General features: G+C 63.7%; 9 protein-coding genes. 4 read left to right on the top strand and 5 right to left on the bottom strand.

Translation table 11 applies throughout. The features are described from left to right. Positions 1–155 precede the first annotated feature (155 nt). The 3 genes from RVM27_RS05690 to RVM27_RS05680 form a co-directional block, all read right to left on the bottom strand. Complete coding sequence (locus RVM27_RS05690) at positions 156–938, bottom strand: SPOR domain-containing protein (RefSeq protein ID WP_287805570.1); 783 nt, start codon at positions 936–938, stop codon at positions 156–158. A 3-nt stretch (positions 939–941) separates the two neighbouring features. After that, a complete protein-coding gene (argS, locus tag RVM27_RS05685; RefSeq protein WP_039181646.1) occupies positions 942–2,627 on the bottom strand; it encodes an arginine--tRNA ligase in 1,686 nt (561 codons plus the stop codon). A gap of 144 nt (positions 2,628–2,771) precedes the next feature. Then, positions 2,772–5,027, bottom strand: a complete 2,256-nt coding sequence (locus tag RVM27_RS05680) for a primosomal protein N' (protein WP_287805574.1) — start codon at positions 5,025–5,027, stop codon at positions 2,772–2,774. Between the two features lie 144 nt (positions 5,028–5,171). Between RVM27_RS05680 and rpmE the strand changes: the two genes are divergently transcribed. Further along, the gene (gene rpmE, locus RVM27_RS05675) at positions 5,172–5,387 is read left to right on the top strand and encodes a 50S ribosomal protein L31 (protein WP_016916139.1); all 216 of its coding nucleotides are present in this window, start codon (positions 5,172–5,174) and stop codon (positions 5,385–5,387) included. A 448-nt stretch (positions 5,388–5,835) separates the two neighbouring features. Continuing rightward, entirely contained in the window at positions 5,836–7,107 is a 1,272-nt protein-coding gene (locus RVM27_RS05670; RefSeq protein ID WP_498957559.1) for a malic enzyme family protein, read from the top strand. Positions 7,108–7,212: 105 nt separating this feature from the next. Here RVM27_RS05670 and RVM27_RS05665 read toward each other — a convergent pair whose 3' ends face one another. Continuing rightward, the gene (locus RVM27_RS05665; RefSeq protein WP_287805132.1) at positions 7,213–8,034 is read right to left on the bottom strand and encodes an acyl-CoA thioesterase; all 822 of its coding nucleotides are present in this window, start codon (positions 8,032–8,034) and stop codon (positions 7,213–7,215) included. Positions 8,035–8,164: 130 nt separating this feature from the next. Between RVM27_RS05665 and tadA the strand changes: the two genes are divergently transcribed. Further along, positions 8,165–8,596 carry a nucleoside deaminase gene (gene tadA, locus RVM27_RS05660; RefSeq protein ID WP_498957558.1) on the top strand — a complete coding sequence of 144 codons (432 nt, stop codon included), beginning with the start codon at positions 8,165–8,167 and terminating at the stop codon, positions 8,594–8,596. Positions 8,597–8,610: 14 nt separating this feature from the next. Here the strand turns inward: tadA and mltF are convergent, their stop codons facing one another. Beyond that, positions 8,611–10,077: a membrane-bound lytic murein transglycosylase MltF gene (mltF, locus tag RVM27_RS05655; protein ID WP_498957557.1), complete on the bottom strand. Its 1,467-nt coding sequence runs from the start codon at positions 10,075–10,077 to the stop codon at positions 8,611–8,613. A 175-nt stretch (positions 10,078–10,252) separates the two neighbouring features. Here mltF and purL point away from each other — a divergent pair, with 175 nt between their 5' ends. Then, complete coding sequence (purL, locus tag RVM27_RS05650) at positions 10,253–14,179, top strand: phosphoribosylformylglycinamidine synthase (protein ID WP_287805128.1); 3,927 nt, start codon at positions 10,253–10,255, stop codon at positions 14,177–14,179. Positions 14,180–14,183: the final 4 nt, after the last annotated feature.

The raw sequence follows: 14,183 nt of genomic DNA, 5'->3' as shown, positions 1-14,183 counted from the left end.
TGGGGGAGACGCGCTCCCGATGACTGATCGGCCACGTCGGGTGACCGTAAAAAAGCGATTCCCAACAAAATGCGGGCAGCTGATGAAAAATCAACCGCCCGCTCGAGAAAGCCAGGTGATAAAACCGCGCCTTCAGGCGCGGTCAGGGGGATAGCTCAGTTCTGCAGCTGTATCAGCAGGGGGTCGATCCCTTGGGTGTTCATCAGGTCCTGAGCGCGGTTCAGCTCTCGGGTATCCTCGTAAGGACCTACCTGTACACGGTGCCAGGTGTCGCCATTGGCCTGCACTTCGCTGATCTGAGCCAGCAAGCTCAGGTTGCGCAGCCGGCCGCGCAGCTGCTCGGCGTCGCTGAGGTCGCGAAACGAGGCGGCCTGCAGCACGTAGCGGTTCGGCGTGCTGGCACTGGTGCTGGCGGCGGCAGGCGGCTGGGTAGCTGCCACGGCGGCCTGTTCGTTGGGCCGCGTGTTGGCGGCAATGACCTGAGCAATCGGGTCGTTGGCGCTGCTGCCGGTGTCGCTTGGCGACGTGTCGTCCGCGGCTGCTGGGTCGCTGGCGGCCTCTGCGGCAGTCTCGGCGATTTCCGGCCGAGTGATATTGGCCGGAATGGCGCCGCCCGGAGCGATGACTTCGGTTTCGGGAAGCAGCGTGTAGAACTCGAAGGTGGGCATGGCAGGCTCTGCCGAGGCTGCCTGCCTAGTGCCCTGGGCGTCCCCGCGCTCATCGCTGGAGGGCTTGGGCAGCACCGTGGCCTGGGGCGTGCTGCTCTGCTCCTGCCACGGGGCGGTGCCGTGCTGATGCTGCGCCAGGAAGAAGCCAGCGGCCACTCCGGCCACCCCCCACAGCCAGCCGGGAATACGCCACCCGTCGCCGGAGCGGCGAGCAGATTTACGCTGCGAGGTGGCGCCTCGACGGGACGGCTTGTTACGCGGGCTGGCCATGAATTACATCTCCTCTGGGGCACTGACCCCCATCAGATCCAGCCCGTTGCGCAGCACCTGACGCGTGGCCAGACCGAGCGCCAGGCGGGTGTTGCGCAGCGTGTCGTCTTCGACCATGACCTTGACGGCGTTGTAGCAGGTGTGGAAGTCGCCCGCCAGATCCAGCAGATACTGGGCCACCTGCTGGGGCTCGCGATTGCGGGTCGCATGTTCGACCACTTCCGGGTAGCGGGCCAGGCGGTTGAGCACGGCTTTTTCCTGATCGCTGTCCAGCAGCGCCAGGTTGGCCATTGCCACGCCGTGGTCGAAGGGCTGGCCTGCCTCTTCGGCCTTGCGCAGCATGCTGCATACCCGAGCATGGGCATACTGGATGTAGTACACCGGGTTGTCGTTGGACTGGGAGCGCGCCAGGTCGATATCGAAGGTCAACTGCGAGTCGGCGCGGCGCGCGGCCAGGAAGAAGCGGGTGGCATCGCGGCCGACTTCGTCGATCAGGTCGCGTATGGTGACGTAGCTGCCTGCACGCTTGGACAGTTTCACTTCCACGCCCGACCGGGTCACCATGACCATCTGGTGCAGCACGTAGTCGGGCCAGCCCTGAGGAATGCCCACGCCGAGTGCCTGCAAGCCCGCACGTACGCGGGTAACGGTAGAGTGGTGGTCGGCGCCCTGTTCGTTGATCACGGTCTTGAAGCCGCGCTGCCACTTGTTCAGGTGGTAGGCCACGTCGGGCAGGAAGTAGGTGTAGCCGCCTTCACGCTTGCGCATGACGCGGTCCTTGTCGTCGCCGAAGTCGGTGGTGCGCAGCCACAGCGCGCCATCCTGCTCGTAGGTGTGGCCGTTGGCGACCAGGGACTCGACAGTGGCCTCGACCTTGCCGTCCTCGTAGAGGGATGATTCGAGGAAGTAGACGTCGAATTCGACGCCGAAGGCCTTGAGGTCCAGATCCTGTTCGCGGCGCAGCCAGGCCACGGCGAACGCCTGAATGGCTTCCAGGTCGTCGGCATCGGCCTTGGCCGTCACCTTGCGGTCGTCGGCGGTGACCGTCTTTCCGGCCATGTAATCGTTGGCCACATCGACGATGTATTCACCGCGATAGCCATCGGCAGGCCAGCTCTCATCCTCGGGGCCCAGCCCCTTGGCACGGGCCTGCACGGAGAGCGCGAGGTTGTTGATTTGCGCGCCCGCGTCGTTGTAGTAGAACTCCCGAGTGACGTCATAGCCGCTGGCTTCCAGCAGGCGGCAGAGGCAGTCGCCAATCGCGGCGCCGCGACCGTGGCCCACGTGCAGCGGGCCCGTGGGGTTGGCCGAGACGAACTCCACCTGCACTTTTTCGCCCTTGCCGATCAGGCTGCGACCAAAGGCGTCGCCGCTATCCAGTACCTGAGCAACGATCTGGGCGGCGGCATCGGCGGCGGCGAAGAAGTTGATGAAGCCGGGGCCTGCGATGTCGGTTTTCTGAATGGCGTCGCTGGCGGGCAGGGCGGCTACCAGGGCGTCGGCCAGCTCTCGGGGCTTCATACTGGCGGGTTTGGCCAGCATCAGGGCCAGGTTGGTGGCGTAGTCGCCGTGGGCTTTGTCCTTGGTGGGGTCGACCTTGATGACCGGCTGTACATCGTTGGGCAGCACGCCTTGGTGTTTGAGCGCATCAACGGCGCCTTCGAGCAAAGCAATAATCGTGTCTTTCATGTCAATATCCGGGTGTCTTCGGTGGCGGCGTGTGCAAGCGCCCAAATGGTGCAGCGTCAAAACGGCCATTATCGGCAATTGGCGCGCAGTTTCAAAGCCGTATTCCCGGCCGGGGCAGGCTGGGCGTCGCGGGTGTGGTCATGGCTAGGCCAGTGTTTGTGGGTCGATGTCCACGGACCAGCGCACCTTGCGCGCATCGCGATGAGCTTCCAGCCACTGTACCAGCCAGTGGGCCGCCGTGTGTCGGTGGCTGCGTTTCTGGGCCGTGATCATGACATGCAGATGGTAGCGATTCTGGCGGCGCTCCATGGGGGCTGGCACTGGCCCCAGGCAGCGTACCGGCAGGTTGGCATCCGTGAGCCACTGGCGCAAGGCCTGTGCAGCCTGCTGAGCCAGCGCCATGGCAGCAGGCTCCTGGGGGCTTTCGACGCGCAGTAGCGCCATGAAACAGAACGGGGGGAGCTGTGCCAGCCTTCGTTCTTCCAGCAGGTTGCGGGCCAGGGCGCCATAGCCATGTTCGGCCAGCTGGCCCAGATGGGGGTCGTCGGGGTGCAGGGTCTGCACCAGCACGCGGCCGGGATGAGCGGCCCGCCCGGCTCGGCCAGCCACCTGCTCCAGCAGCTGGGCGCTATGCTCCAGCGCGCGGAAATCGGCGGCATAAAGGCCGCCATCGGCATTGACCACCACCACGAGGGTGACGTGGGGCAAGTGGTGGCCCTTGGCCAGCATTTGCGTGCCCACCAGCAGGCAGGGTTCACCGCGATGGATCTCCTTGAGCACCTGTTCGAAGCTCTCTTTCTTGCGGGTGCTGTCGCGGTCGATGCGGTGCACGACGGTGTCAGGAAAGAGCCCCTGCAGGGTCTCTTCGGTACGTTCGGTGCCGCTCCCCAGTGCGCGCAGGTCGCCGCTGCCGCACTCGGGGCAGGCATCGGGCAGGGCGCGTCGGCTGTCGCAGTGGTGGCAGGCCAGCAGAGGGGGCTGCCTGTGCAGCGTCATGCGGGCATCGCACTGATGGCACTCGGCCAGCCAGCCACAGCTGTGGCACGCCAGGCTAGGGGCAAAGCCACGCCGGTTGATGAAGACCAGCGCCTGCTTGCCAGCTTTCAGCGTCTGGCGGATGGCTTGCAGCGCGCCGGGCAGCAGGCCTCCCTGGCGACGTTGATGGCGCATGTCCAGGAGTTCCAGCTTGGCGGGCGGGTGGCGGCTGGGGCGCTGGGTCAGGCGCAGGTGCCGATAGACGCCCGAGAGCGCTTGCTGAAGGCTTTCCAGCGAAGGGGTGGCGCTGCCCAGCAGCAGTGGGATCTGGTGGTGGTGTGCCCGGGCCACGGCGAGATCCCTGGCGTGGTAACGAAGCCCGTCGTGCTGCTTGTAAGAGCCATCGTGCTCCTCGTCGACGATGATCGCGCCAGGGTTGGCCAGCGGTGTGAAAATGGCCGAGCGGGTGCCGATGATGACCATGGCGCGCCCGCTGGCGGCGGCTTCCCAGACGTCCAGGCGCTCCGGGTCGGTGAGGCCTGAATGCAGGGCCACCACGGGTACCCGGAAGCGGCTCTTGAAACGCGCCAGGGTTTGCGGTGTCAGGCCGATTTCGGGTACCAGCACCAGCGATTGTTTGCCCTTGGCGGCCAGCGCCTCGATCAACTGCAGGTAGACTTCGGTCTTGCCGCTGCCGGTCACGCCCTCCAGCAGGCACGGGTGGTAGTCGTCCAGCTTTTCGTGCAGCGCCGCCAGGGCCGTGGCCTGCTCACGGTTGAGGGGTAATGACGGCGTTGCCAGCAAGCTGCCGGAGACGGGCTGCCCCGCCGTCAGGGTGATCTCCTGGGGTTCGGCCAGGCCCTTTTTTTGCAGCGCCTGGAGCTGTTCACGGGTGAACCCGTGGGCACTGATGGCCCGCCCTGCCAGCCCGTGGGGGTGCTGGCGCAACAAGCGGTAGAGCTCGGCCTGCCGCGGCGCGCGCTGTAGCGGCGTGTCATCGCCCTGACGCGCATGCCACAGGGTTTGCGTGCGGCCCGCCATGGGGTGGCCCTGGCGCAGGCGTGCGGGCATGGCGTGCTGCATGGTGTCGCCCAGGCTGTGCTGGTAATAGCGGGCGGTGAACTGGCACAGCCACTGCCAGTCTTCGGGGAGCGGCGCGTCGTCCAGTGCTTCACTGACCGCGCGCAGCTGGGCGCGGGGCAGTTCGCTGCCGGAAGCCAGAGAGACGACGACCCCCACCACGTCGCGGCGGCCAAACGGTACCCGCACCCGCAGCCCCGGCAGCCAGCCGCAGGCGGGCGCGCGGGGTGCTGGCAGGTAGTCGAACAGGCGACGCAGCGGCGATGGCAGGGCCACTTTCAGCACCTGGAAAGCGCCCGGAGCACGCTCTGCCGTGGCGGGTGGGGAAGAAACAGAATCAGACAATTGGCCTCCGGCGTTTAGTTTGCTAGAATGCGCGGCCGCTCTCAATCTATCGGATCGAGCGGTTAACCGGTTAGCAGTTTTTCACACCCGTATGCGGTGCCTGGCAGCGGATCAGGTGGCGGCATATAGCTCATGAGGCTCAAGATGAAACAAGGTATCCACCCGAATTACAACACGGTCACCGCCAACTGCTCTTGCGGTGCCAGCTTCCAGGTTGGTTCTACTTCTGGTCAGGACTTCTCTCTGGACGTATGCTCCAACTGCCACCCCTTCTACACGGGCAAGCAGAAGCAGGCGAGCACTGGTGGCCGCGTAGAACGCTTCAACAAGCGTTTTGGCGCTGCAGTCAAGCGCGGCTGATCCCGACGGATTCAGCCCATCGCAGGCACGCTATGTGTCCTGTGCAAAAACCCACGCTACGGCGTGGGTTTTTTGTCCCTGCCTTATTTTGCCGCTCCCTGGCGGCACTGGCATCTGAACGCTGGCCGAACGCTGTGTGATGAAGCCAAGGTCCTGAGCCTTCTGTCGCGACGTTGTCCACAGCCGCTATTGCGCGGCGACTGTGGATAAGTCCGTGCGTCGTTTTGGAATCTATTTCCAGCTTATGCTGCAGTGCACCATAACGAAACCGTTATGGGTCAGGGTGCTACGCATAAGTTGCAGCAAATAAAGCTGAAAAGTTCCGAATGGGTGGGAAAAGTCGCGAAAACGCACGTTTCGTGGGTTGGTTGACTAGCTGCTTGAGACGCTTGGGTTTTTTCTATATTCTGATATGACTTTTCTACTTTAGGCTGATTGGACCTTGACCATGATGGATGCAAACAAGCAGGCAGCTCTGGATTATCACGCTAAGCCGATCCCCGGTAAGCTTTCCGTGGAGTTGACCAAGCCCACCGCGACAGCTCGGGATTTGGCGCTAGCGTATAGCCCAGGCGTGGCTGAGCCGGTTCGCGAAATCGCTCGCGAAGCGGAAAATGCGTACCGTTATACCGGCAAGGGTAATCTGGTCGCGGTTATTTCGGACGGCAGTGCGATTCTGGGCCTAGGCAACCTTGGCCCGCTGGCTAGTAAGCCGGTGATGGAAGGTAAAGGCGTGCTGTTCAAGTGCTTTGCGGGCATTAACTCCGTTGATATCGAAGTAGACGCTGAAAGCCCGCAGGCGTTTATCGACACCGTTGCCCGCATTGCCGACACCTGGGGCGGTATCAACCTGGAAGACATCAAGGCCCCCGAGTGTTTCGAAATCGAAAAGGCGCTGATCGAGCGCTGCAGCATTCCCGTGTTTCATGACGACCAGCACGGTACGGCCATCGTCACCGCTGCCGGGATGCTGAATGCCTTGGAAATCGCTGGCAAGCGCATCGAAGACGTGAAGATCGTCTGCATGGGCGCAGGGGCGGCTGCTATTGCCTGCATGCGCCTGCTGATCTCCTGCGGTGCTAAGAAAGAGAACTTAGTGATGCTGGATCGTCGTGGCGTCATTCACACTGAGCGTGACGGCATCAACGAGTACAAAGCGGAGTTCGCCCGTGATACCGACATGCGCACTCTGGACGATGCCATCGACGGTGCCGACGTGTTCATCGGCCTGTCTGGCCCCGGGCTGCTGTCTGCCGAACAGGTGAAGAAGATGGCGGCGGATCCGGTCATTTTTGCCTGCACCAACCCGGACCCGGAAATTCATCCGGATGTGGCTCGGGCAGCGCGCCCGGACGTCATCATGGCCACTGGCCGCTCGGACTTCCCGAACCAGGTCAACAACGTGCTGGGCTTCCCGTTCATCTTCCGTGGTGCCCTGGACGTACGCGCCACGCGCATCAATGAAGCGATGAAGCTGGCCGCTGTGCATGCGCTGAAAGATCTGGCCCGCGAGCCGGTGCCCCAGGAAGTGCTGAACGCCTACGAGCGTACCGAGATGAGTTTTGGTCGTGAGTACATCATCCCCACGCCGGTCGATATTCGCCTGCTGGCGCGTGTTTCCTCGGCGGTGGCCCAAGCAGCGGTGGACTCCGGGGTTGCCCGCAAGCCCTACCCGGCGCACTATCCGCTCAATACCATCAACGATGTCTACGGCGGTTGAGTGCCGCTCGACACGTGATTGGCTGTTCGAGACGTCATGACATCAACGCCCGCTTTCTGCGGGCGTTGCCGTGTGTGGTGTTCGTGTTCATGTAGGTGCCGGGCGTCAGGTGAGCGGGTAGCGCACCAGCCCCTCTTGTGCCGTCGAGGCAATCAGCTGCCCATCGCGGCGATAGATATGGCCTCGCGCCAGCCCTCTGGCACTGCCGCTCCAGGGAGAGTCGATGGCGTACAGCAGCCACTCGTCCAGCCGCGTATCTTCGTGCAGCCACAGCGCGTGGTCGAGGCTGGCGATACGCAGCTTCGGGTCCGTGTACTTGATGCCGTGAGGGATCAACCCGGTGGTCAGCAGGTTGAAGTCCGACGCGTAGGAGAGCAGGTGGCGATGCAGCGCGGGGTCGTCGGGCAGCGGGCCGCCCGCGAACCGGAACCATAGGCACTGCCCGGCAGGCGAGGCGCTGTCCGGATTGTTCTTCAGGTGCAGGAACTCGATGGGGTGGCCCGGGAAACGGGCATGTTTGGCGTCACCGCTCTCCAGCAGCGCTTCGGGCGTGGGCACGTCAGGCATGGCGCGCTGATGGCTGATGCTCTCTTCAGGGCTTTGAAACGAGGCGCTGCAGAAGAAGATGGGCCGCCCCTTTTGAATGGCGGTGACTCGGCGGGTGGTGAAGCTGCCGCCGTCGCGAATGGTATCGACCTGGTAGACCACCGGGCGATGGGGGTCGCCGGGGCGCAGAAAGTAGCCGTGCTGGGAGTGAGGGCGACGCTCCTCGGGGACGGTGTGGGCGGCGGCGGCCAGCGCCTGGCCAAGTACCTGCCCTCCGTACAGCTGGGGAAACCCGAGGTCCTGGCTTTGGCCGCGAAACAGCGTCTCTTCCAGGGGTTCCAGCTCCAGCAAGCTAACCAGTGACTTCAGCGCATCGTTCATTCTCGGTATCCTTGGTGCTGTCTGCTTGATCACTGAGGAGGCCGCCCTCAGCGTTTGGCGATCACGTCATTGAAACGATCGTTTCGCTACCTTAACGGAGTTTGTCTTGATACGCAGCGATGAATTTTACATGCACCGCGCGCTGGACCAGGCGCACCTGGCGATGGCCGCCGGAGAGGTACCGGTGGGGGCCGTGGTGGTAGACGCCGAGGGGGAGATCGTCGGGGTGGGCCACAATGCGCCGCTGTCCAGCTGCGACCCCAGTGGCCATGCGGAAGTGCGTGCGCTGCGCGATGCCGGGCAGCGGCTGGGCAACTACCGTCTGGAGGGCTGTACGCTCTACGTGACCCTGGAGCCCTGCATGATGTGCACCGGCACCATGGTGCATGCCCGCATTCAGCGGCTGGTGTACGCTGCCGCCGAGCCACGGGCGGGAATGGTGGAGTCAAAGGCCAATCTGCTCGCCCAGCCTTGGTTCAATCACCATATCGACGTCACCGGCGGGGTGCTGGCGGCGCAAGCCAAGAAGCTGCTCAAGCAGTTCTTTGCCGACAAGCGCTAGCGCCGTCCCCGGTATCACGGGGTGAGCGGCGGCACGATCTCGAACAGCAGCAGCGGCTCTTCACTGGCCGGCGTCTGCTCCAGTTGGAAAAACTGCTGTCGACTGCGCTCCACGTATTCGATCATTTCGTAGTAGCGGCGAATGTTGCGCACGTAGATCACCGGCTCCCCGCCACGGGCGTACCCGTGGCGCGTCTGGCTATGCCACTCGCGTTGCTGCAGCAGCGGTAGCGCGGCACGCACGTCCTGCCACAGGTTGGGGTTGCCGCCGCGTCGTTCGGCAATGTTGCGGGCATCATAAAGGTGGCCAAGCCCCACGTTATAAGCAGCCATGGCCATATAGAGGCGGTCTTCGCCGGTGATGCTGTCCGGTAAGCGGTCCTTGATGCTGCGCAGATAGCGGGCTCCGCCGTCGATGCTCTGGGCGGCATCGGTGCGGTCCGAAACGCCCATCTCGCTGGCTGTAGGGTTGGTCAGCATCATCAGGCCCCGCACCCCCGTGGGGGAGACGGCGTTAGGGTCCCAGTGGGATTCCTGGTAGCCCACGGCGGCCAGCAGTTTCCAGTCGAACCCCGTGTCTCGGGCGGCCTGCTTGAAGAGCTCGGTGTAGCGGGGCAGGCGTTCATCCAGGTGGTCCAGAAACGTGCGCGTGCCCACGTACTCCAGGTAATCGTCATGGCCAAAATAGCGGCTGATCAGGCGGTCCAGGGTGCCGTTTTCATGCAGCTCCTGCAGGAACTGGTTGGCCGCGCCGAGTAGACCCAGCCCTCGGCCGCTGGGCAGCGCCCAGACCAGCGAGAGGGGCTCGCCCAGATAGAAACCGCGTTCGACATTGGGAAAGAACAGCCGGTTCAGGCGGAACTGGTGGTCGAAGATGATGGCCGCATCCAGGGTGCCATTCTCTACCTTGGCCATCAATTCGGCTACTTCCAGTTCGTTGGACTCCTTCCAGCTCAGGTTGGGATAGTCGCTTTGCAGGGCTTTCAGAGCATCGCTGGTGCCCGCTTCGCTCAGCGTGCCGATGGACAAGCCGACGAGGTCTTCGGGTGCGTTGATGCCATACAGGCCGCGCCGATAGACCACCAGTGGCTGCATCTCGATGATCGGGCGCGTGTAGTGAATGCCGGGGGTATCGGCCATCAGCGGCAGCGCGGCTGCCCCCAGGTCACCCTGTTCGCGCACGGCAGGCAAGACGCCGTCCGGGTGGTGGCTGGCATTCAGATTGAGGCTGACCCCGAGGGAGTCCGCAAAGCGGTGCATCAGTTCGTATTCGAACCCGGTTGGCCCCTGGCGGCCTTCGTAGTAGGTGGTGGGCGTATTGCGGGTATGTACGGTGATGAAGTCTTTGGCCAGCACGTGGGTGAGGTGTTCGCCGTCGGGAAAGGTCGATGGGCGCGGGATCAAAACCAGCAACAAAGTCGCGATCATCGCGAAATATGCCCGATAAAAGGCGCTAAAATGTCGGCAAATCAATGTCGGCATGATGTCTTGTCGGCGTGGAACGAGCTGCCACGATACCCAGCCTTTATCGCCGTGTCACCTTGTTGATTTCGTGTGGCCGCCGCTTTCCAGTATCATAGTGCGCAGTCCGTGTGTCGGTCGCTTAGCGGCCCGGTGATTTCCTGCTCGACTCTTCCTGCTTTAGAGGCTCCCAGATATGCTCGAACTTCGAGGCGCGCCCGCCCTTTCTGCCTTCCGTCATGAACGGCTGCTAACGGTGTTGCGTGAATGTGTTCCAGAGGTGGAAGCGCTGTCCGCCCACTACGTCCACTTCATTGACCACCACGAAGAGCTCGATACCGCCTCCCAGGAACGGCTGGCCAGGCTGCTCGATTACGGCAGCCAAGCCGCCCAGGAACCCCTCGAACAAGCCCTGCGTTTTCTGGTGGTGCCGCGCCTGGGCACCCAGTCGCCCTGGTCTTCCAAAGCCACGGACATCGCCCATAACTGCGGGCTGAGCCAGATCCAGCGCATCGAGCGCGGCGTCGACTACCGTGTTGCATTGCGTGGCACGGCCACGGCAGAGCAGTGGGACGCCATCGGCGCACTGCTCCACGACCGCATGACCGAAAACGTGCTGGCCGACACGGCGGCGGCCAGCCAGCTGTTTGCCCACCACTCACCGGCACCACTGGGCAGCGTGGATATTCTGGAGGGCGGGCGTGCCGCGCTGGAAGTCGCCAACCGGGAGCTGGGCCTGGCGCTGGCAGACGACGAGATCGACTATCTGGTGGCGGCCTTCGTCGAGCTGGGGCGCAACCCCAGCGACGTGGAGCTGATGATGTTTGCCCAGGCGAACTCGGAGCACTGCCGCCACAAGATTTTCAACGCGGACTGGATCATCGACGGCGAAGCCCAGAGCCATTCGCTGTTCAAAATGATCAAGAACACCTTTGCGACCTCACCGGACAACGTGCTGTCGGCCTACAGTGACAACGCGGCGGTGATCAAGGGCAGCCACGGCGGTCGCTTCTTCCCCACGCCGCTGACCGGTGCAGAGGGTGAACGCGCTCTCTACGATGCTCATCAGGAGCCCATCCATATCCTGATGAAGGTGGAAACCCACAACCACCCCACGGCGATTGCGCCTTTCCCGGGGGCGGCCACCGGCTCCGGCGGCGAGATTCGCGATGAAGGCGCCACCGGTATGGGCGGCAAGCCGAAGGCGGGCCTGGCGGGTTTCACCGTTTCAAACCTGCGTATCCCCGAGTTCGTGCAGCCCTGGGAGGCCTTCGATTACGGCAAGCCCGAGCGCATGCAGTCGGCGCTCAACATCATGCTGGAAGGCCCGATTGGTGGCGCGGCCTTCAATAACGAGTTCGGCCGCCCCAACCTGACCGGCTACTTCCGCACCTACGAGCAGGATGCCCTCAGTGCCAATGGCATCGAGCGTCGCGGTTACCACAAGCCGATCATGATTGCCGGTGGGTACGGCAACATTCGTGCCCAGCACGTCCAGAAGGGCGAGATTCCGGTAGGCGGCAAGCTGATCGTCATGGGCGGCCCGGCGATGCTGATCGGTCTGGGCGGCGGTGCGGCGTCCAGCATGGCGTCGGGGGAATCGAGCGCCGATCTGGATTTCGCCTCGGTGCAGCGGGAAAACCCGGAAATCGAGCGCCGCGCCCAGGAAGTGATCGACCGCTGCTGGGCAATGGGTGAGAAAAACCCCATTCGCTTCATCCACGACGTGGGTGCCGGTGGCCTCTCCAATGCGTTGCCGGAGCTGGTCAAGGACGGTAACCGTGGCGGCCTGTTCGACCTGCGTGCGGTGCCCAACGCCGAGCCGGGCATGAGCCCGCTGGAAATCTGGTGCAACGAAGCCCAGGAACGTTACGTGCTGGCCGTGGCCCCGGAAGACCTCGATACCTTCGATGCGCTGTGCAAACGCGAGCGCTGCCCCTACGCGGTAGTGGGCGAAGCCCAGGCAGAGCACCATCTGGAAGTGCGCGATGGCCACTTCGAAACCAAACCCGTCGATTTGCCCATGAGCGTGCTGTTCGGCAAGCCGCCGAAGATGACCCGCTCGTTCGAGCGTCAGACGCCCGAGCTTTCCGGCGTGATGCTCGATAACCTGGACCTGCGCGAAGCCATGGACCGGGTGCTGCGCTTGCCCACGGTGGCCTCGAAAAGCTTTTTGATCACCATCGGCGACCGTTCGATCACAGGCCAGGTGGCGCGTGATCAGATGGTCGGCCCCTGGCAGGTGCCGGTCGCCGACGTGGCAGTGACCACCGCCAGCTTCGATACCCATGCCGGTGAAGCCATGGCCATGGGCGAGCGCCCGCCGGTGGCGCTGATCGACCCGGCTGCCAGCGCCCGTTTGGCGGTGGCAGAGGCGATTACCAACCTGGCCGCCGCGCCGATCGCCAAGCTCTCGGACATCAAGCTCTCCGCCAACTGGATGAGCGCCGCTGATCACCCCGGTGAAAACCAGGCGCTGTATGACGCCGTTCATGCCGTGGGCATGGAGCTATGCCCGGCACTCGGCATCGCCGTGCCAGTGGGCAAGGACTCCATGTCGATGCGTACCGCCTGGCAGGAGGGCGATGATGCCGAAGAGAAGAGCATCACCTCGCCGCTGTCGCTGGTGGTCACTGGCTTTGCACCGGTCACCGATGCGCTGGCCACGCTGACCCCACAGATCAACCTGGAGCAGGATGAGTCTGATCTGATTTTGATCGACCTGGGCAACGGCCAGAATCGCCTTGGCGGCTCGGCGCTGGCGCAGGTGTATGGTCAGGTGGGCGACGAATGCCCCGACGTGGACGACCCGGAAGACCTGAAAGCGTTCTTCGAGGTCATTCAGGGCCTGAACCGGGATGGCAAGCTGCTGGCCTACCACGACCGTAGCGACGGCGGCCTGCTGGTGACGCTGCTGGAAATGGCCTTTGCAGGTCATGCCGGTCTCGAAATCAAGCTCGACTGGCTGATCGACGAGCCGGTAGAAGCCTTCAACGCGCTGTTCTCTGAAGAGCTGGGGGCGGTGATCCAGGTAAGCCGTGAGCACACTGAAGAGGTGCTGACCCAGTTCGCCATGGCCGGTGTCGAAACCTGCGGCGTGATTGCCCGCCCGCGCTACGACGATCAGGTACGCGTGACGCTGTTCGAAGAGCCGCTGCTGGAAACCACCCGTCAGCTGACCCAGCGCACCTGGGCCGAGACCAGCTACCGGTTGCAGGCGCTGCGCGATAACCCCGAATGCGCCAAGAACGAATTCGACAACCTGCTCGACGTGCGTGACCCCGGTCTCAGCGCGGCGCCCACCTTCGATGTCAATGACGACATCAGTGCGCCTTACGTCAACACTGCCAAGCCAGCGGTGGCCGTCCTGCGTGAGCAGGGGGTCAATGGCCAGGTGGAAATGGCCTGGGCCTTCCACAAGGCCGGGTTCGATGCGGTGGATGTGCACATGAGCGACATCCTGGAAGGTCGTGTCTCGCTGGATACCTTCCAGGGCTTGGTGGCCTGTGGGGGCTTTTCCTATGGTGACGTGCTGGGGGCAGGCGGCGGCTGGGCCAAGTCGGTGCTGTTCAACGAACGCGCCCGCGAGCAGTTTGCAGCGTTCTTCACCCGGGATGACAGCTTCTCGCTGGGGGTGTGCAATGGCTGCCAGATGCTGTCTCAGCTCAAGACGCTGATCCCGGGCGCCGAAAACTGGCCCAGCTTCGTGCGCAACGAATCCGAGCAGTTCGAAGCCCGCGTGGCCATGGTGCGGGTAGAGAAAAGCCCCTCGATTCTGCTGGCCGGCATGGAAGGCTCGACGCTGCCCATCGCCGTGGCCCACGGCGAAGGGCGTGCCGAGTTCCGCGATACGGCGCACCTGCGCAGCATGCAGTCGAGCAGCCAAATTGCCCTGCGGTACATCGACAATTACGGTCAGGTCACCACTCGCTATCCGGCCAACCCCAATGGTTCCCCGTCGGGTATCACGGGGCTGACCACGCCGGATGGCCGTGTGACCATCATGATGCCTCACCCGGAACGGGTGACGCGGGCAGTGACCAACTCCTGGCGTCCGGCAGAGTGGACCGAGGATGGCGCCTGGCTGCGGCTGTTCCGCAATGCGCGGGTATGGCTGGGTTGATGGG

The organism is Halomonas sp. KM007, from assembly GCF_050709225.1.
Classification (GTDB): domain Bacteria; phylum Pseudomonadota; class Gammaproteobacteria; order Pseudomonadales; family Halomonadaceae; genus Vreelandella; species Vreelandella hamiltonii.
This window is presented reverse-complemented; position numbering and strand designations above follow the sequence as displayed.